A 21,711-nucleotide genomic window follows, 5' to 3' on the forward strand; every position below is an offset into this window, starting at 1 on the left:
CGCCGAAGCATTCGCCCGGCTCGATGGAGCCGAGCGTCTCCCGTGACGCCGTCCCGAGCCCGCGGACGGCCTCGAGGCGGCCCGAAATCAAGACGCCGAAAATCTCGCCCGCCGCGCCGCCGTGGATGCAGACGTCGCCCGGTTCGTAGGTGGCGGCCGTGCCGGCGCGCACGGCCTCGGCCAGCGCTTCCGGCGTGAAGGTTGTGAACAGCGGATGCGACCGCAACTGCTCGAGGATGTCCATCGTTCCTCCTCCGACCGGAGAAATGTGCTTCGGCTATTTACTGAAAGGAGGATGACGACCGGCCGAGCACCCGAAAAGACGCCCGCGCTGGGCCGGCGCCGCGGCGCGCCGACCGCGCCAGCGGCCTCGGGCCCGACAAAGCAAGCGGTTCCTATCTCTCTCCCATCACCCGGCGCACAACGCGTTTAAACGCGTCTGGGTCGATAGGCTTCTCGACGTAGGCGTCGGGTTCCTTGCCCATGAACTCGCCCATTTCTTCCCCGGAGAAGCGGATCCCCACCTTGTCGGCCACGCCGGTAAGCATGATGACCTTGCAGTCGCGCGTGTCGGGGTCTTTGACGAGGTCGGTGAACATCAGGAACCCGTCCTTCTCCGGCATCTGGACGTCGAGGACGATCAGTTCCGGGCGGAGGGCCTTGGCCTTCTCGAGGCCTGTGGTCCCGTTTTCCGCCTCGGCAACCTCCCAGCCGTCCTTCTTCAGGATGGTGCAGACAAAGGTCCGCGCGTCGCTTTCGTCGTCCACGACCAGTGCTTTTCTCATTGCGCTCTCTCTCCTTTGGTGATTGTGGTGCGGCACCTGTGCCGCGGCCTTGGTTCACGCCTGCGTTTCCGTGGGGGGCTGCGTCGGCAGTGTCAGCCGGAAGACCGTCCCGGCTCCCTGTTCCGACTCCGCGTGGATGCGCCCACCGTGTTCCTCGACGATTTTCTTGGTCACCGGAAGGCCGAGCCCCGTTCCTTTTCCGCCCTTCGTGGAGAAGAAGGGGTCAAAAATCTTTTCCATCGCCACGGGCTCGATGCCACCCCCATTGTCCCGCACGCTAATGATAAACTCGCCGGCCGATTCTCCCCGCGTCACCTCAACTTGCACGGCGCCGTTGGCTCCGTATGCGTCCATTGCGTTCCCCACGAGGTTGATGAGGCATCGGCGAATGGCTGTCTCGTCGATGCTGACCGTGCCGATCTCGGCCCTCGTCGTCAGGGCCACACCTTTCGCTGCGGCCTGCTCGCCGAGCAGCCTGACGACATCCTCGCACAGGCTCCCGACGTCGCACGGCTGGAAAAGCGGCTTTCGCGGCCGCGAGTAATTCAGCATGTCGAGGATAATGTTGCTCAGGAACCCCATGTTGCTCTTCACGACCCCCCAGCCGTACCGCACTTGCCCGTCGGCGTCGGGCGGGAGGTTCTCATCGACTATGTAGGACCCTGCCTGGAGGCCGGCCAGGATATTTTTGATACAGTGAGCCGTCCCGGCCACCGTCTGACCTATAGTAGCCAACCGTTCAGCCTGGAGACGCGCCTCGTGTTCCTCGGCGTTGAGGATGGCGACTGCCACCAGACTTGCCACGGCGTGCGCCAGTTGCAGGTCCTCATCGCCGAACAGCCGGCCGTCGCGCCGGTTGAGAATCTGGATAACGCCCAGCAACTTGCCCTTCGCCACGAGCGGAACGCACACCAGCGACCGGGTCTGGAACCCCGTCTGCGTGTCGTACGCGGGATTGAACCGGCCGTCCGCATAGGCATCGGGAACCAGAAGCGGTTCGCCATGCCCTGCCACCCAGCCGGCGATGCTCTGGTCGTTGATCGGCAAGCAAGCGGCAGCCAAGCCGTTGGCTTGCGGGCCATCAGCGAAATGAAAACGCAGTGTGTCCGCCGCCGCGTCCTTGAGGAGGATCGAACAGGCCTCGGCATCCATGGCCTCGGCAGCGGCCCTCATTGCCGATTTCTGTACCGCCTTCAACTCCAGGTCGCCCGCTACCATCTGGCTGACCTGCTCGAGCGCCTCGAGGGCGCGCCGCCGGCTTATACCCGGTACGTCCATGTCTTCGCTTTCGTGTCCGCGAGTTTTTATGGGCAGTGGCTGCTGCTGTTTTGTCGCCAGTCCGTGCCGCACAGGAGACGGCTTCTGCGCATTAAACCGCGGGAGTTTACCAAAGAGGCCCGATGCCCGCAAGTCTGCTATCCGCCGTTGTCGCCGCAAAGTGATAATGTCCGGTTTCCGCAAAGTAGAATTGTCCTCTTTCCGGCCGGGTGGCGGTCGGCGGGCCTGAGAAGTAACGAAAGGGTGGCGGGTCTCCTGACCCGCCACCCGCCCAAACGTCTTGGAAATCGCGGCGGTTCAGGAGAACCGCCGCGCAAAAATATGGGCCGGGGTGGACCTGGAGAATATAGGCATTTTGGGTTTGACACGGGCTGGGTTCCCGGCCATAATGAATGGTAGAGGGGCGCCTGCGGACGGAGACGTACCGAAAAGCCGTTTCTGTGGGGGCAAAAGGGCGAGAGGAGGTGGACCGAGAAAGAGTATACTGCTTCTCAGAAGTACCCGACGTATTTGATGTTATCCCTTTTTTCCCTTGGAGAGGCGCGACGCACGCGCCGACGGTTGGAGGATGAAAGTCATGAGAAACAGAAATAGAGCGTTTACGTTGGTTGAACTCCTGGTGGTCATCATGATCATCGGGATGCTCATCGGGATTCTGCTCCCGGCCGTGTTCGGCGCTTTGGATGAGGCGAGAAAGTCCCAGTGCCAGAACAATCTGAAACAGATCGGCACGGCGTGCAGCACGTATGCCTCGTCGAACCGGATGATGTGGCCGGACGCCTTCGTAACGGCATCGAAGAACTGGGACCTGGTGGGAAAAACGCGGACTGATTGGTGGTTCCCGACGCCTCCCGCCGTGCCGGTGCCCCCTGCCGACGTGGGGGCGGGCACGGTCGTGGAGTCGAACGCGGCCAGTCTGTGGGCGCTGATCATCTCGGCCAACATGTCGCCGGAGGTGTTCATCTGCCCGGCCCAGGGCATGCATTCGCCCGAGACGCGGGTCACCGAATCACTGTATGGCACGTTGCGCGACTTCGTCAACGAGTACTCGGTCAGTTACTCGTATCAGAATCAGTTGGGAACATATCGGTTGACCTCGACCACGGGGCGGGCGTCCAGCATGGCGGCGGGCGCCGACGGCAACCCCCAGCGCCGCGATTACTTCAAGGCGACCACGGCGACGGGCACCAAACTGGCGACGAACGGCCTGACGGACAATAAACTGCTTGAGAAGCCGACCTTCCAGGGGCAGGAAGAGCATATCCAGAAATGGAATGTCGCGCTCGGTGTCGCCGGCATCACCAAAGCCTGGCAACTCAACAGCCCGAACCACAAGTTCAAGGGCCAGAACGTCCTGTACCTGGACGGCCACGTCGCCTGGTCGACCCATCCGTACTGCGGGCCGAACTGGGACAACATCTGGATCGCCCGCAAGACGGTCGCCGCCCCGACCGCCCTCGACCCCAACACCCTCACAACACTGACTCAGTACGACGACGACGCCACCTACAACGGGACGAGCGTGTCGGCTGTCAGCGACGATTCGTTCCTCGTGCCGTAAGGCAGAACCGAAGCAGGCGCCTCCGGGCGATCCCGAGACTCTCGGGATCGCCCTTCTTTTTCGGCCTGTCTGAAAGTCTTTTCAACGCAGAGAACGCAGAGAACGCAGAGGGAGGACTGAGGAACAACAGCAAGGCTAAAGAATGGCGGCTCGGCAGGCGCGGGTGTGAAGTTGTTTGGCCGTTCCCCGACCCCTTTTGTTCTCTGCGCTCTCTGCGTTCTCTGCGTTGAGAAAACAGTGTCCTGCTATCGCCGCCGGGCATGAAAGAGGCGCATCCGGCGCGAGAGGGTCATCGCCTCGTACCGGCACATCTCGTGGCAGCAGAAGCAGGCGATGCATCGGCGATAATCAATCACGGGCCCCGAGTCCGTCATCGCAATCGCCTCGACGGGGCACGCCTCCGCGCACGAACCGCACTTTACGCATTTCTTCATGCGGACCTTCGGCTGCGTCACGAGAATCATCGCCGCGAGGCGCGAGACGGCCGTCCCCAGGCCCATCCCGATGGCGGGCACCTTGAACCGCGGGACCGCCTCGAACGGCCCTTCGATTTGAATCTTCTCCAGGTCGATCGGCCCCAGGCCTCTCGCCGCGGCAATGCGAAGCATGGGGACGCTCGCCGGCTCTAGGCCCATCATCGCCGCCATGACCGCATCAAGCGCCACCGCGCTATCGGACGCGAGGATGCGGCCGACCTCGCGAGGCCGGCCGCCCGACGGCCCCTGGCCTTCCATGGCGACCACCGCGTCGAGAATCGAAAGGTCGGGCGGGCGGACGGCGAAGACGTCAACGACGGCCCGGGCGAAGTTCTCGGGCCCCCGCGCCTCGCGGTGGAGCCGCGTCTTCTCGCCCCCCACCAGGTGGCCGAACGTGTTCTTCACCGCGCCGGTAATGCCCGTGGCGACGTGGGTCTTCATCTTGGGCAGGTTGACGATGAGGTCCGATTCGAGGACTTCGCGCGAGAAGGCGAGCGTCTCGGCGAACGCGCTCTTGACGGCCGTCGCGACGGGCGAAGCGCCGAGGTTCACGTATCGCTCGCCGGCGGCCTCCAGGATGCCGGCGACGCGGGCGGCATGCTCGTTCGAACCGTAGGCCCGCATGCCGGAGTTGTCGCCGACGAGGACGCGGCCCGCGCCGCGGCGCTCCAGGGCCTCGACAGCCGCGCGCACGACGCTCGGATGCGTGCACACGTGCCGCTCCGGTTCGACGGCGCCGAGAATGTTCGGTTTGACGAGAACCGTCTTGCCCGCGACCTGGAGGGGAAAGGCGTCGAAAGCGCGTTCGACGGCGTCGGCGACGCCGGCGTACTGGGCCTCGTAGATCGTGACGCGCGCCACAGGCATGGCCTCGTGCGCAGCGTCCCGGCGGGACGCCGCGCGGCAGAAGAGTCACCTCAGGACGAAGTAGCCGTGACCCACCATGTCGAACACCTTTTCCTCGACGACGGCGAGTTCGGCGCGGTCGAAGATGCTGCGCCAGGTCTCGGCATCGGCGATCGTCTGGTTCGTGAGGTTGTGGTAGAGGTGGTGTTCGAGGAAGGCGGTGGGGCGGCGTCGGAGTTTTTCGTGGGGCTGCTTGCAGAACTCGCCGACGTAGAAGAGGGCGCGCGGGAACTCGCCGCGAAGTTTCCGCAGGAGGCCGGCCACTTTCGCCCCGCCGTCGCCCAGGTACTCGTGGTAGGTGTCGACGGCGGTGACGGCGTCGACGTCGGGCTGCTCCGAAGCGAGCGCTTCGAGGCGGAACATGTCGGCCTCGCGGACCTCGATGTGCCCGGCGTGGGGCGAGACGGCCAGAACCTGCTTCGCGTACTCGACCGTCGGGCGGTCCGCGTCGATGCCGATCGCGCGGATGTCGGGAGCCGTCTCGCAGAGGAAAAAGAGGAACGCCAGGTCGCCGCACCCAAGGTCGAGGACGCGGCGTGCCCCGTGCCTCCGAAGCATATCGGCCAGGACGGGGTAGGGGAGGGTCCGGCAGAGTTGGCCGCTCCCGCGCCCCACGTATTTGCCAAGACGCTGCACGTCGGCCGGATACTTCGCCCGGCCGCGCAGCATCGCCGGCAGGTTCGAGAGAATCTGCTCATAGGCATACGTTAACTCGAAAAATCCGCGCGGTTCGGCCATGAGGGTCTTGAGTTTCGGCATGGCGCGGGCGCGGCCGGCTTCGACGCGCACGAGGCCGAGACCGTCCAGGTACTCCAGAACGCTCTCGAGGACGTGCGGCTCCAGGCCCCCTTCGCGGACGAGGCCCTCGACGCCGACCGACTCGGAGGCCAGCAGACGGTCCAGGACGCCCGTCTCCAGAAGGGCCCAGAGGCACGAGCACGTTGCGTAGCCGCGGACGTAGGGCAGGGCCTTGTCGAACCCGCGCTTGACCCGCAGCGCGCCGCCGAGGCCCAAGAGGCGGATAATCTGGAGCGCCTGGATCATGAGCAGGCCCCCCGGCACTCGGCCGGCGGCGAAGCGTCGGCGGGCTCGGCCTTGAGGATCGCGTCGTCGTAGCACGCGCGGACGCGCTGGCCCGGTTCGAGGACGAGAAAGCGCTGGGCGTCCCATCGCCCGTCCAGGCCGTCCTGGAGGAGCCCGAGGTCGCCCGCCACGCGGAGGAACTCCCAGCCGCGCTCCCGGCAAATGGCCTGCACTTTCTCGGCGAGGGCCGCGCCGCCGTCGAACTCAAACTCGATGAGCGCCCCATGGGTATAGTGCTGCTTCCAGGCCCCCATGAACTCCGTGAGGTATCGCGCGTTGTCTTCGCCGTACCGCGCGACGAGTTCCTCGTAAGTGGCGCGACGCTCGGGCCCCAGGCCGCTCTTTTGCATCGGCTCGAACCCCGGCGCGCCGGGGCCGCCCGTCTTTTCGTGGCACTCGAGCCAACCGCGCGAAAACCAGTACGTGCCCGGGTGCTCGGCGAAGAGGCGGGCGTAGCGCTCTTTGGAGCCCACGAGGAGCGTGATGCAGTCGTGGGCGCGCGGGAGGACGAGGCGCACCCGACCGGCCCGCAGCCCCGCGAGCGCATTATTGCACAGGCCGTAACCCAAGACCAGGGCATCGAACCGCTCGGGGTCCGTCTCGTCAATGAGGGGCTGGAGGCGTCCGCGGCACAGATCGCTGTTGTCGTGGAGGCCCTGCGCGAGCAGCGTCACGTCGACTTCGTGCGCGGCGCGTGCGGCGCACCAGTAGATCTCCCGCCGAAGCACGTCGCACGCCGCCACGCGAAGGCGCATCACTCGCCCGTCCTTTCCGCGTGCGGGCCGAAACAGGCGCACACCGCGAACCCCCGGTCGAAATCCACGTCGTTGACGAGAAACTTGTGCTTGTACTGTTCGACGCGTCCGCTGCGGGCCTCGACGGCGTCGGCGTCGAATCGCCGCCACGCCCCGCGCGGGATCGTTTTCACGCGCACCGCCCCCAGCCGGCCGCTCCGGCGCTTCGTCTCATACTCTATGTTAATCGCCCGCAGGCGGGCGTCAACCTCTGAGGCCAGACGCCGCGCCCCGTCGGGGTCCGCCTCGTCCTCCTCCACCAGGAGGCTGTAGTACGGGACGGCGTCCCAGGAGGGGCAGAGGCAGTAGTTTCGGACGGCCAGTCCGAGGCGTTCGATCGCGCCGTTCGTCGCCGTCGTCACCTGGAACTCCGTCAACTTTTCGCCCGTCAGGTTCGAGACGTGCTGGCCGCGGTTCAGGAAGCGGATGACGGGAGCCGGCCCGACGCGGTCCACCACCTCCACCACGTCGCCGAGGTGGTAGCGGAACAGGCCGGCCGGGTTCGTCAGGATGAGGAAGTATTTTTGGCCGACTTCCGTTTCGTGGGCCAGAAGCGCCGGCGGGTCGGCCGAGTCCATCTCGGTCTCCGGGACGAACTCGTAGAAGGTTCCCGTGACCTCGAGGACGCCCGCGCTGCCTTCGGTCTGGAGCGGGATGGAGAAGCGCCCCTCGGAGGCAATCAGGCCGATGTCCCGCGTGGGCGCGTCGCCCCAGTATCGCGGCATCTCGCGCAGGTAGAGGCTCAGCGTCCCGCCCTTCCAGGTCCCGATGAGTGGAACCTCCCACGCGTCCTTCGGGAAGAGGCGGCCGGAGGCGTCGGCGCCGGCCGCGAGAGCCCGCGCGCGGCGGGGGTCGGCCTTCAAGCGGCACTCGATGCGCCGGCGCCGCGCGGGATCGAGCGCCAGGTCGGCCGTCAGCGTCCCGTCCGCCAGGTCGCGCAGGAGTTCTTCCTTGCGTTCGTCCATCGCGCGCGCCAGGCCGAGCAGGGTGCTCGGATTGGCGGTGATCGGCAGGACGCGCCGGTGCTGGAGGCCGAGGCGGCAGGCGAGATAGTACTTGCTCGTGGTGTCGCCGGCGTAAGCGGCTTCGGGCGGCATGACGTAGAGCCAGCGGACGGTGGGGGGCTGGGCCGCGGCCGTCAGGCCCGACATCGCCCCGGCCGGAATCCCCGCGGGGGTGGCCTGCTCGTCCATGCGGCTGGTGATCTGGAGGACGCGCGCGCCGAAGGCGTCGTAGTGGTCCTCGAGGGCGCGGACGCCCCAGATCTGCCAGCCCTCGCGGTAATCCTTCAGCAGCGCGTCGGTGACGGGGATCCTCTTGGGCGTCCCCGTCGTGCCGCTCGTCAGGGCGAACATGTGGACCCGCGTGCCGCGAGGGAAAAGCGCCTCCGTCTCGCCGAGCGTCACGCGCTCGACGTAGGGTGCGACGCGTTCGTAGCCGGCGATGGGCAGGGCGGAGCGCAGGTCCTGGATGGTGCGGGCGCCGGGGAGGCGGAAATCGCGCCCGAACGCCGTCTCCGCCGCCGACTCCAGCAGCCGACCCAGCAGCCGCGCCTGCACCTCAGGAGTCCGGTGGACGTTCTGGATCCATCGGCGTATCTGGCGGTGGGTCTTCAAGCGCAGGGGCACCCACACCAGACGCCGCAGTCGTATCGCAAGCGGTGTCGTCATGAGCAATCGCTCGGCGGGTTCCCGTTCCGAGTCGCGTCGCCGCCGGGTGCCCGGCGGCCGGCGGTTTCGGCTTCGCCGGCCAGGTGGCGGCCGAAGAAGGACGTGATCTTCTCCGCGTAGGTCTTCGGGTCGGCCGCGACGGCCTGGTTGTGCTTGGCGTCGGGGCAGATCCAGATGTCCTTTTCGCCGGGCTTGGCGGCGTAGAGCGTCCGCGTCTGCTCCGGCCGAACGTAGGTGTCCCGTTCGCCCGAGATGAACAGCGCCGGCGTCGGCCCGAGGGCCGTCAGGGCCTTGCGCGTGCTGGGGTATCGGCACCGGCACTTCAGTTCGACGTAGAAGAGGGTCATGGCTCGAAAGAAGCGGTAGACGAAGTCGGGGTGTGTGGCGCTGCCGACGCGCTCCGCAAAAATCTCCGCCCATCGCCTCATCAATTCTTCGATGCTGTAGTCCGTCGAGAAGGTTCCGTCGAGGACGAGACACCGGACGGCGGGGTTGAGGGCGGCGGCGATGGCGGCGACGCTGGCGCCGCGGCTGATGCCGAAGATCCCGACGCCCGTTCGCCGGATGTCGCGCCGCGTCTTCACGTACGCGACGGCCGCCAACACGTCGTTCACCTCCTGGTGGCTGGGCCAGTGTCGCGGCTCATAGTGTGGCGGCATGGAACTCTGGCCGTGGCCCCGAAAGTCGAATGTGAAGACGGTGTACCCTGCCTGGACGAGGGGCATGGCGTAGCGTCCGGCAGAGAGCATGTCGCTGGCGTACTCGTGGCAGAAGATGATGGTGCCGCGGTCTGCTACGCCCGCCGGACGGTCGATGAACATGCCGCGCAGCGTATGGCCGTCGCGGCTCGGGAAACTGACGATCTCGCCGTCCGGGGGCGTGTAATCGTTCAGGCTGGCCGTCATCGGCAGCGGAATGTCGAGGAACATGTTGACCGTCAGCCGCAGATACCGCGCGAGCATCGAGAGGAAGGCGATGACGGCGGCCGTCGCCACGCCGACCAGGAGCAGCGCGAGCCAGTGGTGGCCCAGCCAGCCGGTCTCGCCAGAGGCGGGCGGACCCTCGGCCGCCTCCAGCGCCAGCCACGCCGACAATGCGAGGATTCCTGCCACGGGGACTCTCCGCCGGAAACGCGTTCGGCCGGGGGGTATTCTACGGGATGAAGCGGCGGACGACCAGGGAATCATTCTGGCCGCCGAACCCGAACGAGTTCGACAGGCAGACCTCGACCTTGGCCCGGCGGGCGCGGTTGGGGACGTAGTCCAGGTCGCACTCGGGGTCCGGCGTGTCGAGGTTGATGGTCGGGGGGAGGATTTGGTCGCGGATTGCCAGGACGCAGGTCGCCAGTTCGGTCGCGCCCGCGGCGGCGATGAGATGGCCGAGCATGCTCTTGACGCTGGAGATCGGCACGCGGGGCGCCGCATCGCCGAACACGAGTTTGACCGCCAGGGTTTCGACCTTGTCGTTCTCGGTGGTTCCCGTGCCGTGGGCGCTGATGTAGTCGATGGCGTCGGGTCCGACGCGTGCGTCCGCGAGGGCGAGGCGCATCGCCTCCGCCGGTCCGCGCCCTTCGGGGTGGATGTCGGTCATGCGGTAGGCGTCGGCGCTCGTTCCGAAGCCGACCATTTCGGCGAGGATGCGTGCGCCGCGTTTCCGGGCCGCCTCGAGTTCCTCCAGGACCATGATGGTCGAACCTTCGCCGAGGACGAACCCGCCGCGGTCGCGGTCGAAAGGCCGGCTGGCGCGCCAGGGCTCGTTCTTCGGCTCCGTGGAGATGGCCGTCAGGAGGTTGAAGCCTGTGACGCCGAGCGGGTGGATCATCGAGTGCGTGCCGCCCGCCAGCATCCGGTCGACGCGTCCGGTGCGCAGGAGGTCCATGGCTTCGCCGACGGCCTGGGTGCTGGCGGCGCAGGCCGTCAGGCAGGAATACGTCGGCCCCGCCAGGCCGTACTCGGCAGCCAGGTGGTTGGCGGGCATGTTGGGTTCCTGTTCGAGTTCCCTGAGGCCGTCATAGGCCCGGAGGCCGAACTCGGCGAAGGGGGCGATGTCGACGCGCCCGTCCTCTTGCGTGCCGCGGGCGATCGAGGCCACCAGGTTGTCGAAATCCAGGATGCCCTCGCCGCTGCCCATGTAGATGCCGAAGCGGCTGCGGTCGACGTCGCTCGGCGCGAGGCCGGCGTCGTCGAAGGCCATCCGCGCGGCCGCCATCGCGAACCGCACGTTCCGGCCGGCCTTCGCATAGGGCGCCGGGTCCTTCACGTACGGCGCGAGGTCGAAGTCGGGCACCTGGGCGGCGAACGTCGTCGGAAACGTCGAGGCGTCGAAGAGGCGGATCGGCCCGATGCCGCTCTTGCCGGCCAGGAGGCCCTGCCACGTCTCCTCCAGCGTCAGGCCGAGCGGCGTGACGCTTCCGATGCCCGTGATGACGACGCGTCGTTTCATGGTTCGCTCGCATCCACAACGTTATTTCAACGCAGAGAACGCAGAGAGCGCAGAGAAAAAGCAAACAAGAGGCTAAATATATTGTTGTTTGCCTTTCCCCTATCTTTCATCCTTGTCGTTCTCTGCGTCCTCTGCGCTCTCTGCGTTGAAAACACAGCATGGCAGTATCACCGATTGATGCGGACGACGGCGGCGGCGGCCTGGCCGCCGATGGCCAGCGTCGTCGCCAGGACGACGTCCTTGGCCAGCGGCTGGGGCTTGCCCCGCACGAGGTTCAATTTCACGGCCGGGTCCGGCCGGTCGCAGTTGAGGATGGGCGGCACGTGGGCGCTTTTCAGGAAGAGCATCGCCGCCAAATCCGCCAGTCCGCTGGCGGCCCCCATGTTCCCCGTGACGCCCTTGGTGGCGGTGACGGGGACCGTCGCGGCCGCGTCGCCAAGCGCCGCCGCCAGGCCGGCGGCCTCGCTGCGGTCCTGCGGCTCGTAGGCGGCGCCGTGGGCCAGGACGGCGCCGAGGTCCGTCGGCTTCAGGCCGGCGTCGGCGAGGGCGGCGCGGACGGCCGTGGCCGTGGCCCGCCCGTCGGCGTCGCACGTGTTGATGCCCGCGGTCGTCGTGCCGGCGCCGGTCCCCAGGACTTCGCCGTAAACCCGGGCCCCGCGTTTTTCGGCGACCTCGATAGGCTCAATCATGAAGACGGCGGCGCCTTCGGCGGCGACCTGGCCGGTCCGGCCGGCGTCGAAAGGCCGGCTCGCGGACGCCGGGTGCTCGTTCGCCGTCGCCAGCCGACCCAGGAGCGAGTAGCGGATGAGGAGGAGGGGACTGATGCGGCTCTCGGCGCCGCCGGCGAGCATCCAGTCAGCCGCGCCGCGCCGGATGATCCGCACCGCCTCGTCGAGAGCCAGGAGGCCCCCCGCGTCGCTCGTCGTCAGGGAGTTGCTCGGACCCTGGGCGTCCCACAGGACGCCGGTGTGGCAGGAGTGCATGTTCGGCAGGTACTTCAGCAGCCACAGAGGGAACATCTGCGGGATGCCGTACGTGCCCCACGTTTTGAGCGAGAAGCCGCCGTGGCCGCTCGCCGCCCGGATCGGGCCCGCGAGGTCATCCGGTTCCGTCGGCATGAAGTTCGTGCCGAAGACCATCCCGATCCGGCGGTGGTCGATGGTCGGCAGGACGGGCTGGCCGGCCTTTTCGTCGCCCGCGGGGAGGCCGGAGTCGAGGATGGCCTGGTTGGCGGCGGCGACGGCCATCTGGATGTCGCGGGCCATGACCTTGGCGTTCTTCCGCAGGTAGCGTTTCTGGTCCTTGCAGACGCCGTCGGCCATGTCGAACTCGGGCACCACGCCGGCCACCCGGCTGGGGTACCCGGAGGGGTCGAAGTGGTCGGGCGTGCGGACGGCGCTTCGGCCATCGCGAATCGCGTGGGCCAGCGCCTCGACGCCGACACCCGCGGGCGTGAGCGCCCCGAGCCCCGTGATGACGATCCTCCGGTCCAACGCGCCCTCCGTCTCAATCGGCGTTCGGCGGCCGACCGCCGAGATGATTCAACTGGCGCATGCGCAGCAGGCGGATGAAGTCCTCGTTGAACACGAAGTTCGCTTCGCCCGTCTCGACGGGGGCGCGCGACTGGTCCAGGTGGGCGAACATCATCTCGATCTCGGCCACCGGTTGGCCGTTCCGCGTGATCTTGCCCGCGATGCTGGCGCCCTCCGGCCGGACCTCGCCGACGACCTCGGCCTCGAGGCGGATCTGGTCGCCCGGGACGACGTGCGCGTGGAACGTCGCGCGCGTCACCTTTGCCAGGATGACCTTCTCCTTGAAACCGAACGCCTCGCCCACCAGCACGCCGCCCGTCTGGGCCATCCCTTCGATCATCAGGGTCGGCGGGTGGATGGGGTATCCCGGGAAATGGTCGTGGACGTGCTCCTCGGCCAGGGAGACGTTCTTGACGGCGACGGCGCGCCGGCCGCTTTCAAACTCGATGAACTTGTCGATCCAGATCCAGCGCATCGGTTCTCCGTTTCCGCCGGGGGTGTGGCGTAATCTTGCGGCGCCCGCTCGCTTACGCGGGCGGCTCGAAACACCCACATCGAGCCGCGAACGTAAGTTCGCGGTAGGATAGGCGCTTACGCGCCTTGGCTGCCCAGTTTCAACTCGATGTACCGGACGATCATGTCGACCGTAAACAGGTCGGCGATGTCCTGCACGTTCGGATTCTTCTCGAACTGCGTCAGGTCGGCGTGAGGCATCCGGGCCTTTAATTCCGCCAGCCCCTTTTCCGTCAGCCGGTTGTCCCGGACGAATTCCTCGCTCGACAAAATGTTGTCCGGGAACAGGTCGCCGCGAGGTATCTTGATGTTGAACGCCTTCTCCAGCCGGAAGACGATGTCCAGGTAGTCGATGCTCTCGGCCCCCAGGTCGGGGCCGATCTTGGCGGTCCCGACCACTTCGTCCTCGTCCACGCCCAGGGCCTCGACCAGCGCCTCGCGGACCTTCTCGGTGATCGCGTCGCGGCTTAAAGCCATCGTCTCTCGCCTCCTCGTTTGTGTGCGTCCTTGCGCCCGCCGGCTCGTCAGCCCGTCGCCGACCCCGTGCCCGCCGCCAGCGCCTGAGGACCTCCGATCCATCGAAACCGTTCCCTGAGATGCTCGCGCAGCGGCTCGTCCACGGCCGCGCGGCCCGGGTCTTCGTCCGCCACGTTCAGGTGCTCCAGTTCCAGGCGGGCCTGGACGGCCATCTGGCCCTCGCACCGGCCCTCGGCCTTAAAGCGGCTTTCCGTCGTCCCGATCTCCAGGGCCGTCACCTCCATCACCAACTGTCCGCCCGGCCGGACGAAACTGCCGTACCGCACGTTCTTCGCCTCCCGCAGGAGCACCAGCGTCTTCTCGAAGTCCGTGCTTGCCCGCACCAGCCACGCCGCCGACTGCACCAACGCCTCCAGCATCATCACGCCCGGCAGGACCGGGTACGCCGGAAAATGGTCCGCCAGGTACTCCTCCGCCAACGCCAGGTTCTTCACCCCGACGATCCTCTTGTGGGGTTCGAGTTCCAGTATTCGATCTACGAGGTAAAAGCGCATTATCGTCTCAGTCGCGTTATTCTATCGGGGCCCGTCCGTCGGCTGCAAAGCCTTTTTGCCCTGCCGCCCAACTTCCCCGGGATGAGTCCCGAACGCCCCGGGATGAGTCCCGACGCAGTCGGGGCGAATTTTACCCGCCGTGGCGGGCCCGGGGATGCTGTTACGATTCCCCGTGGACGCCGTCACCCCCCGGACGCCGAAAAGGACGCGAAACCTAGCAGAACTCCGCGCCGACTGCAAGCCAAAAACCCCTCTTTTGTTGGGTGGCGGCCTTCCAAGGCCGCCACCGCCTTGTGCGCGGTGGCCTGGGAAGGCCACCGCGCGACTTGTGCGGAGACCCGCCGCGCAAAGTTGCGTTGTAGTACTACTCGCCCCCCTCGGCCGCCAGGCGGTTCAGCGCCTCGAGGCCGCGCTCGAGCGTCCGCCGGTCGGCCGCGTACGAGATGCGGAAATGCGTGTCGCGCTGGCTGAACACGCCGCCCGGAATGACGAGCACGCCCGCGCTCGCCGCCCGCTCGACGAACTTCGTCCCGCTCCCGCCGGGCGCCTCCGGAAAGAGGTAGAACGCCCCCCGAGGTTTCTCGACGCGGAACCGGCCCTTCAGGCCCTCGTAAACGAAATCCCGCCGCTCGCGGAACGAGGCCACCTGCTCCGACGGGTCCACGTCGAACGCGGCCACCGCCGCCCACTGAAACGGCGCGGGGGCGCACACGAACGTGTACTGCTGGAGCGTCGTCATCGCGTGGATGATCTCGGCCGGCCCCGTCGCATAGCCGAGCCGCCAGCCGGTCATGGCGTGGCTCTTCGAGAAGCCGCGCAGCAGAATCACGCGGTCGTCCATCGGCCAGACGCTCGCCGCCGGACCGTCGTACACGAAGTCCCGGTAAATCTCGTCCGCCAGCACCAGGAGGTTGTGCCGACGCGCCACCTCCATCGCCGACTCCAGTTCCTCTTTCGAGTACACGGCCCCGGTCGGGTTCGCGGGGCTCGCGAGGATGAGCATTCGGGTGCGGTCCGTGACGGCCGACTCCAGCCGGTCCGCCCTCAGGCGCCAGTCGGGGTAGGTGTCGACGAACACCGGCACGGCGCCGATGAGGCGCACGAGATGCTTGTACATGACGAAATAGGGGTCGGGGACGATCGCCTCGTCGCCCGGATTGAGAGTGGCCAGCACCGCCAGGAGAATTCCGCCCGACACGCCGCTCGTCACCAGGACGGGCGAGTCGAACGAGCCGAACTCCGCCCGAAGCGCCTCCGCGATCCGCGACCGCAGCGCCGCCTCGCCCTGCGTCACGGTGTACTTGTTCCGCCCCGACCGGATGGCCTCGATCGCCCGCCGCTTGCAGGCCTCCGGCACGTCGAAGTCCGGCTGGCCGATGCTCAGGTCGACGGGATTGTCCAGGCTTACCGCCAGGTCGAACACCTTGCGGATGCCCGAGGCGTCCACCAGGCTCATGCGCTGGGCAAGAAGCGACCGCTTTCCCGCCACTCACGCTCCTTCGGACGTGCTCGCCGCCCCGCGATGCTAAAGCCCGCGGATGAATCCCGACGCAGTCGGGGTGAATCCGCGGGAATCGCTCCGCCCTACGACCCGGCCTTTCCCTTCGGCTTGCCTGCCGCCGGGGCCTCCGCCGGCGCAGCGCCCTCCGCCGGCGGCGCGCCTTCAACCGGCACGCCTTCCGCGGCCACCTTCGCCGCGGCCTTGTGCTTCTTCGTGATGACCTTCCGATGGGCCACCTTCGGCAGACCGAACACCGTCCGCCCTTCCGGCCAGCGCTCTTCTTCCTTCAGGGCGCCGACACGCTCCGCCCGCGAAAGGACGTTCCGATGGCGTGCCAGGGCGCCCTGGCTCTTCAGACTCTTATCCAGCGACATACCGACGACTCCTTCTCAGGGGACGGTGACGAAGTACGGATTCGTCGCCGCCGGCCATCCCGTCTTCTGCTCGAACTCCTTCAACGCCTCCACCACCTTCTTCTCGAACGCCGTCGCCTTCTCGTCGTCCATCTTCACGAAGCGCTCCCGGCTGTAGAGGATGAAGTATCCTCCCCGCGTCGCCAGGTCCGTCTCGACTCCCCGGCTCGCGAGCAGCGTCCGCAACTGGTCCGTGTACTCCGACCGCGAGACCTCCAGCCGCGCAATCCGCAAGCGGAACTTCCCTTGCTCCGCGGGCCCCGCCGCCTCGCCGACGCCCGCGCCGGCCCCTTCGCCAACGCCCGTTCCCGCGCCTGCCCGCGCGCCGGTACCTTCGCCGACGCCCGCGACGGTCGCTTCCTCGCGCCGCCCGACGAAGCCTTCGTTCACCGGACCCCGGCCGACCTCTTCCATCGTCGGTCGCGGCTCAACGTTCGGCGGCACGGGCTCTCGGCGCGACCGCGTTCCCCACAAGTAAAAGAGTGCGCACAGGCACGCCACCGCCACCGCCGCCACGACGACCCAATACGCCGTCAGGCTCACGCGGACCGGCGCCGCCGGCGGGCCACCGACAGGCATGGCCGGCCGGGCAGGGGCCGGCGGCTGGCGTCCGCCGCCTTCCTCGCCCCCGTAACGGCGGACGATCGGGCCGGGCTTCGCCTCCGCCTGCTGCCGCACCTGCGCCCGTTCCTTCGTCAGAATCTCGAAGAGGGCCCGTTGCGACTTACCTTTGGCCATTTCGCACCATCCTCCGTGTCCGCCTCCGTTGGCGCCGGACGGATTGGCCATCCCGGGCAGGCCCCGAGTATAATCCCTCCCCGCCTCACCCGTCAAGCGCGAACCCCGCCTTGTCGCCGCAAAGTGATAATGTCCGGTTTCCGCAAAGTAGAATTGTCCTCTTTCCGGCCCCGGTGCGCCGGGGCTGTTTCTGTAGCGCGGGGGCCGCCACAGGCGGCCAAGGTTTATCCCCCGCACTACGGTCTGCTGGCGGATCGTCTCCTCGTAACGGCGGAGGGTCTCGGCCTGCTGCCGGATGACTTGCCCAGGGTCCGGTTCCATAGTCGAACTCGCGGAAGCGTGCGGGTGGCTTTGGAATACTTACCCGTCCGCGAGGGCGGCCGTGGCCGACCCGTCGGACTGTCGGCAGGCACACGTCCAAGAACACAATGGCAGATGTAAATGGCCTGTTCTCGCGACCGAGCGCAGCGGTCGGCTTCGCAGCTTTGGCTGCGGTCGTTTTCTCGGCGGCGTTCGCTTTTGCCGGAACACCGCGCGGAGATGCCGGGGTCACCGCGGCGAGACTGCCGGCGGAAGGCACGCTCGAACCGTTTCTGGGCGAGCCGCGGTTCGACACGCAGCAGGTGTTTTCGGGCGACCGGTTCCCCAATGTGGTGGTCGCAACGGATGGCACGGTGCTGGCGGTCTGGGGCGGCGTGAGGGTGCGCCGCAGTGAAGACGGCGGCAAGACCTGGGGACCCGAAATTCTGGTCGGAAAGGGCCACATGGGCGGCGGCGTCACTGTAAACGAGGCCAACGGAGAAATCTTCGCCTTTGTGGGCAAGGCGCATCCCCCGACCACGGAGACCGTCTACCGCAGTCAGGACAACGGCAAGAACTGGGCGGCCGTGGAGGTGGAGATCAAGCCGGACAGCAAGGGCAACAAGCCGGAGATGCACATGAACGAGCACGGCATCACCCTGCGCCACGGCAAGCACAAGGGCCGACTGCTGCGGCCCGCACGCTGGTACGCCGCCGGAAACAAGGGGTCCGAGTGGCCGAACCACTACACGACCGCCATCTACAGCGACGACGGCGGCAAGACCTGGCTCACCACCGCCCCGTTCCCGGCCTTCGGCACCGGCGAGGCAACCGTGGCCGAACTGTCCGACGGGCGGATCTACTACAACTCCCGCCGCCATTGGGCGCCGGAGGGCGTCGACAACCTCAGGCGCTGGACCGCCTGGAGCGACGACGGCGGGGCAACCTGGAAGGATCTGGCGAACTGCACGGTGCTCCCTGACGGGCCGCAGAACACCGGCTATGGCTTGATGGGTGGCCTGGTCCGCTTGCCGATCGAGGGCAAAGACATCCTGATCTTCAGCAACTGCGAAAGCCCCGGCGGCCGCGACCACGGGACCGTCTGGGCCAGCTTCGACGGCGCCAAGACCTGGCCGATCAAGCGCCTCATTACACCAGGCGCCTTTGCCTACTCTTCGCTCAATGCCGGTCGCCCCGGGACGAAGAGCGAAGGCTGGATCTACCTCCTGTACGAAGACGGCGGTGCCCAAATGGCCCGGTTCAACCTGAACTGGCTACTGCAGGGCGAGAAGACGGGCGACGGCGAAACGCCGAAAGGGCTGTCGAAAACGCCATAGCGCGCCGGCTCGTCAATGTGACCGAACGCAACAAGCAACCGGCGTTCGAGTTCATCGACGGCGTCATCCTGCAGGGTGAAACCGACCCGTCGAAGGCCCTGGAACGCGCGTTCGAGACCAAGCCGGAACTCATTTACCTCCTGGCCGACGGTGAGTTTGACCGGGTGATTGTCGGGCTGGTCAAGCGACGCAATGCCGCCGGCAAGGTCAAGGTCCACACTATCGGTTTCCTCTATAGCATGGGCGAGCAGGTGCTGAAGCAGATTGCCGAACAGAACGGCGGCCAGTATAAATAAGTTCGTGTCGGAAAAGGACCTGCCGGACCTGATGAAATAGCCGCGCCATGCAGAGAGCGTCGTGAAAAGCGCGTGGAAAATCGGACTCTTGGTTGTCGCGATCGCCCTGCCGCTCCTCGCGGCACCGCCCAACTCCAGCCCTGAGCCTCTCGCCGTTCAATCCGCAATTTTACCCTCCGAAGCCTTGGCGAAGGAGGGCCGCAATCCGCCCTTCGACCTTGCGCGTTCGAGGCTAACGATTTGCCGCTCGGCCTCTGGGACCTCGTCGTCGAGACCCCCTGGGGCCGCCTCGAAGGCGTGGACATGACCCCTATCCTCTCGGAGTACGACGCCCTCATCCCCGCGGAGTACCGCACCGAGGACCTGGGCCTCCCGGCGAAGGGCGCGTTCACCGCAGAGGACCGCCGATGGATCGAACGCCAGGTCCTCGAGGTCAAACGCTACGAGAGCCGCGTGCGAATCCTCGCCCTTCGCGGGACGGCCGACGTGGCCGTCGTCCTCGTGGAACTCAAGCAGGAACAGCCGTTCGTCGGCGAGAAGGGCGACGAGATTACCTGGCGGGTCGAGAAATTGGTCTATTAGAAAAAGTACGGCGGATGGGTCCAGTTCCGCACGCGCGTCCTCTATCGGCGGCGCGTCCCGCGCAAGGAGTGGGAGTCCTGGGGCTGGCAGTTCGAGCCCGCGCTCGGCGGCTTCCAAATCACCGACGACCGCACCGAACCCGTGACGATTGAGTTCGAAATCCCCGCTCGCCCCGACCCCTCCAAAGGCCTCCCCGGTTCCACCTCGCCTCCTCCGCCCGGCAAGGGCGAACGCTAGCGCCCGTGCCTCTTGTTGTTCAAATCCGCAGTGGAAGGTTTCTCTTGCCTTCAGCCCCCCTCTCCTGCCAAAATACTTCATTACCAAGAGCCGTTGGGGGAAATAGGTATGGCGTCCCTGGATTTTCCACATACTCCCAGATTCACATGCGCAGTCGGTCGGCGTGATTCACTGCTTAAGTCAAATGGCGGAGATCGAGAATGGCAATCTATACACCGCGGGGTCTGAAAATTAGGTTGCCCAGGGAGTATGCCTTTGCGCTCATGGCACGCTTGTTTCCTCGGAAAGACGCCTTCCGCGTGCTCCAGATGACCGAAGAGGTAGATAACTTGGCATCCCTTGCCGCCTTTCTCGCTGGCGTAATTGTGTTTGTGGCGCGCCTTAATCCTCTTGCTGTTGGCCTTGTCGTAGGACTGACTTGCTTGAGTTTCAATGTTGCGCACCTAGTGGGGCTGTTCTACCCACCATTCGGCCTTCTGCTTCCATTGTCCCGTGTTTATAGTTGGGTCTCGGGTTACGGGATATTACTGATCTCCCTGCTTGTGCTGGGATTTTTAACGGTCGGCTGGCAGGGGGTTGTAGCCTTCCTCATTGCCAGAATCGCGGCGGCATGCATAGCAGGCGCGATTGATTTAGTTTACGGCAAATTTGTGTTTAAAAAGGCGGGTGTCGCGATCACCAAGTCTGAAAGAAGTTTCTTCCATGCCTATAGACTGCTGGCTGACCAGATTGGAGCCACACGAAGTCTTGAGGTTCCCGACGAGGAGATGAATCCGGAAAACTGGATGCCAGTGTACCTTGACCTTATGACTAAGTGGCCTGTTGTCGTGGCAAGATTCACTCCGGATTGAAGGAGGGAGTTCGGGAGCAGGGCAACTCGGTGGAACACACTTGGGTAATAGGTAAGATGGCAATTCCACCGGCATCGCAAGTACACGAGAGGCTTCAGGATAGGGCAAAGCAGGCCAAGGCCGACCTAGCCTGGCTCGCAGCCTATCAAGCGAGCACAAAATCCACCCAGAAACTTTGGGAGCGGCTGGCGGGAAACAACCCTTCTCAGAACTCTGAACAAAGCATCAAATGCCAGCAGTTTATGACCAAGGTAGCCCCCCAGCCAAATCACATAATGGAGGACCCACAGCGAAACCTGCCGTTCGCCAAGCCAATACAGGACAGGTTCACCCGAGTATTCCAACAATATCGCTCGATTGAGCCGTCCCACAACTTCGGGCACTACCTGAATTTGGCACCGATTCTCTTGACGGTGGCAATCCTCGAGGAATTCCTTGAAAATGCATACGAGATTCGTACGGGCGGCGCGTCCCTTAAGAAATCCAATGGACAGTCTCGTAGCCTTAACACCTATATCGATATCCTTGATTTTAGAAAGCCCCGAACACCCAAGGATCTTGTCCCTCACCAAAATCACGCCCTTGTTGTGGACTTGATGAATGTCTCGGGGGACGTCAGGCATCTGGCAAAACTGCGACACAAAGCAAGTCACGCCTATCGAGGGGCAACGTATAATGCCGACTGGGCGAACGTCGTTCAGCGCCATATCGAAAATGCCATCAAGTTTGTTGACGATGTTACGGCAAAACTCCTCAGCAACGCTGTCGTTGCCCGTCCTCAAACCTGGTTTCGCTGGGTTTTGCACAGAGTGCGCTGCTTGGTGCAATGCATCATTCAACGACTGAAATAAGCACCAGAGCGGGTTCAAAGGAGGGACACGCTTCAACGGCAGGCTTGAGGCATGAGGCTTGAGGCTGTAGTTCAGGCCGAAGGCCTGAAACATTACAGCCCAGGCCAACGGCCTGGGTCGGCGGCAGCGCGCAAAGCACAATCCTTTTCCATCCCCCCATGCCCTGAAAAGGCGCAACAGATGTTCCGCCCCTACAGGGCTGAGACCCCTTTCGCCATCCCCGCCACCTGGGGCGATGCCCCAGGCTCTATTCTCCCAGGCCTTCGGCCTGTTGCCCGCCGATTGCCCGCCGTAGCCTCGGCGAAGGAGGGTTCCCCCAATTCGGATCTTCCTCTGCGCTCTCTGCGTTCTCTGCGTTTCAATCACCCATTCGCCAAGCGCCGGAGCGTTCGCAGGTTCACGGGGTCCATCTCGCGGCCGCGCGCGTCGCGTTTCGGCGTCTCGAGGATGAAGGGCAGGGCGGCCAGCGCGGGGTGGTTGACGAGCGCGCGGAACCCCTCGCGTCCGATCCGGCCGCGGCCGACGTGTTCGTGC

The 21,711-nt window shown here is 65.8% G+C and carries 22 protein-coding genes; 6 read left to right on the forward strand and 16 right to left on the reverse strand.

The features are described from left to right. The 3 genes from NTX40_02055 to NTX40_02065 form a co-directional block, all read right to left on the reverse strand. Positions 1 to 244, reverse strand: a 244-nt coding sequence (locus NTX40_02055) for a cyclic nucleotide-binding domain-containing protein (GenBank protein ID MCX5647869.1), incomplete at its 3' end; no start/stop codon positions are given. Between the two features lie 151 nt (positions 245 to 395). After that, entirely contained in the window at positions 396 to 785 is a 390-nt protein-coding gene (locus NTX40_02060) for a response regulator (protein MCX5647870.1), read from the reverse strand. 54 nt (positions 786 to 839) lie between these two features. Beyond that, positions 840 to 2,063, reverse strand: a complete 1,224-nt coding sequence (locus NTX40_02065; protein MCX5647871.1) for an ATP-binding protein — start codon at positions 2,061 to 2,063, stop codon at positions 840 to 842. A gap of 577 nt (positions 2,064 to 2,640) precedes the next feature. On the opposite strand from NTX40_02065, the gene NTX40_02070 reads away from it, so the two are divergent. Further along, positions 2,641 to 3,624: a prepilin-type N-terminal cleavage/methylation domain-containing protein gene (locus NTX40_02070; GenBank protein MCX5647872.1), complete on the forward strand. Its 984-nt coding sequence runs from the start codon at positions 2,641 to 2,643 to the stop codon at positions 3,622 to 3,624. 245 nt (positions 3,625 to 3,869) lie between these two features. Here the strand turns inward: NTX40_02070 and NTX40_02075 are convergent, their stop codons facing one another. The 13 genes from NTX40_02075 to NTX40_02135 all read right to left on the reverse strand — a co-directional run bounded on the left by NTX40_02075 (position 3,870) and on the right by NTX40_02135 (position 16,723). Then, positions 3,870 to 4,961, reverse strand: a complete 1,092-nt coding sequence (locus tag NTX40_02075) for a DUF362 domain-containing protein (GenBank protein ID MCX5647873.1) — start codon at positions 4,959 to 4,961, stop codon at positions 3,870 to 3,872. Between the two features lie 51 nt (positions 4,962 to 5,012). Next, positions 5,013 to 6,050, reverse strand: a complete 1,038-nt coding sequence (locus tag NTX40_02080; GenBank protein MCX5647874.1) for a class I SAM-dependent methyltransferase — start codon at positions 6,048 to 6,050, stop codon at positions 5,013 to 5,015. After that, positions 6,047 to 6,844, reverse strand: coding sequence for a DUF1638 domain-containing protein (locus NTX40_02085; GenBank protein ID MCX5647875.1), 798 nt, complete (start codon positions 6,842 to 6,844; stop codon positions 6,047 to 6,049). The genes NTX40_02080 and NTX40_02085 overlap by 4 nt, the downstream gene beginning before the upstream one ends. After that, on the reverse strand, positions 6,844 to 8,553 hold the full coding sequence (locus NTX40_02090) for a GH3 auxin-responsive promoter family protein (GenBank protein MCX5647876.1): 1,710 nt from the start codon (positions 8,551 to 8,553) through the stop codon (positions 6,844 to 6,846). Before NTX40_02090 ends, NTX40_02085 begins: the two co-directional genes overlap by 1 nt. Continuing rightward, positions 8,550 to 9,665 carry an alpha/beta fold hydrolase gene (locus NTX40_02095; protein MCX5647877.1) on the reverse strand — a complete coding sequence of 372 codons (1,116 nt, stop codon included), beginning with the start codon at positions 9,663 to 9,665 and terminating at the stop codon, positions 8,550 to 8,552. Before NTX40_02095 ends, NTX40_02090 begins: the two co-directional genes overlap by 4 nt. Before the next feature lie 40 nt (positions 9,666 to 9,705). Continuing rightward, a complete protein-coding gene (locus NTX40_02100; protein ID MCX5647878.1) occupies positions 9,706 to 10,995 on the reverse strand; it encodes a beta-ketoacyl-[acyl-carrier-protein] synthase family protein in 1,290 nt (429 codons plus the stop codon). 167 nt (positions 10,996 to 11,162) lie between these two features. Then, a complete protein-coding gene (locus NTX40_02105; protein ID MCX5647879.1) occupies positions 11,163 to 12,488 on the reverse strand; it encodes a beta-ketoacyl synthase N-terminal-like domain-containing protein in 1,326 nt (441 codons plus the stop codon). Between the two features lie 13 nt (positions 12,489 to 12,501). Beyond that, complete coding sequence (locus NTX40_02110; GenBank protein ID MCX5647880.1) at positions 12,502 to 13,002, reverse strand: beta-hydroxyacyl-ACP dehydratase; 501 nt, start codon at positions 13,000 to 13,002, stop codon at positions 12,502 to 12,504. A gap of 116 nt (positions 13,003 to 13,118) precedes the next feature. Then, positions 13,119 to 13,517: an acyl carrier protein gene (locus NTX40_02115; GenBank protein MCX5647881.1), complete on the reverse strand. Its 399-nt coding sequence runs from the start codon at positions 13,515 to 13,517 to the stop codon at positions 13,119 to 13,121. A 47-nt stretch (positions 13,518 to 13,564) separates the two neighbouring features. Further along, positions 13,565 to 14,071: a beta-hydroxyacyl-ACP dehydratase gene (locus NTX40_02120; GenBank protein MCX5647882.1), complete on the reverse strand. Its 507-nt coding sequence runs from the start codon at positions 14,069 to 14,071 to the stop codon at positions 13,565 to 13,567. A 364-nt stretch (positions 14,072 to 14,435) separates the two neighbouring features. Beyond that, the gene (locus NTX40_02125) at positions 14,436 to 15,560 is read right to left on the reverse strand and encodes an aminotransferase class I/II-fold pyridoxal phosphate-dependent enzyme (GenBank protein MCX5647883.1); all 1,125 of its coding nucleotides are present in this window, start codon (positions 15,558 to 15,560) and stop codon (positions 14,436 to 14,438) included. A 95-nt stretch (positions 15,561 to 15,655) separates the two neighbouring features. Then, positions 15,656 to 15,946 carry a small basic protein gene (locus NTX40_02130; protein ID MCX5647884.1) on the reverse strand — a complete coding sequence of 97 codons (291 nt, stop codon included), beginning with the start codon at positions 15,944 to 15,946 and terminating at the stop codon, positions 15,656 to 15,658. A 15-nt stretch (positions 15,947 to 15,961) separates the two neighbouring features. Continuing rightward, positions 15,962 to 16,723: a hypothetical protein gene (locus tag NTX40_02135; protein ID MCX5647885.1), complete on the reverse strand. Its 762-nt coding sequence runs from the start codon at positions 16,721 to 16,723 to the stop codon at positions 15,962 to 15,964. Positions 16,724 to 17,151: 428 nt separating this feature from the next. Here NTX40_02135 and NTX40_02140 point away from each other — a divergent pair, with 428 nt between their 5' ends. The 5 genes from NTX40_02140 (at position 17,152) to NTX40_02160 (ending at position 21,177) form a co-directional block, all read left to right on the forward strand. Then, on the forward strand, positions 17,152 to 18,360 hold the full coding sequence (locus NTX40_02140) for a sialidase family protein (protein ID MCX5647886.1): 1,209 nt from the start codon (positions 17,152 to 17,154) through the stop codon (positions 18,358 to 18,360). A 17-nt stretch (positions 18,361 to 18,377) separates the two neighbouring features. Continuing rightward, positions 18,378 to 18,656, forward strand: coding sequence for a hypothetical protein (locus NTX40_02145; protein ID MCX5647887.1), 279 nt, complete (start codon positions 18,378 to 18,380; stop codon positions 18,654 to 18,656). A gap of 240 nt (positions 18,657 to 18,896) precedes the next feature. Further along, positions 18,897 to 19,238 carry a hypothetical protein gene (locus tag NTX40_02150; protein ID MCX5647888.1) on the forward strand — a complete coding sequence of 114 codons (342 nt, stop codon included), beginning with the start codon at positions 18,897 to 18,899 and terminating at the stop codon, positions 19,236 to 19,238. Positions 19,239 to 19,675: 437 nt separating this feature from the next. Then, positions 19,676 to 20,326: a hypothetical protein gene (locus NTX40_02155; GenBank protein ID MCX5647889.1), complete on the forward strand. Its 651-nt coding sequence runs from the start codon at positions 19,676 to 19,678 to the stop codon at positions 20,324 to 20,326. 29 nt (positions 20,327 to 20,355) lie between these two features. Further along, positions 20,356 to 21,177: a hypothetical protein gene (locus NTX40_02160; GenBank protein MCX5647890.1), complete on the forward strand. Its 822-nt coding sequence runs from the start codon at positions 20,356 to 20,358 to the stop codon at positions 21,175 to 21,177. The last annotated feature ends 534 nt before the right edge of the window (positions 21,178 to 21,711 follow it).

This window comes from Planctomycetota bacterium, from assembly GCA_026387035.1.
In the GTDB taxonomy this organism is placed as follows: Bacteria; Planctomycetota; Phycisphaerae; order FEN-1346; family FEN-1346; genus JAPLMM01.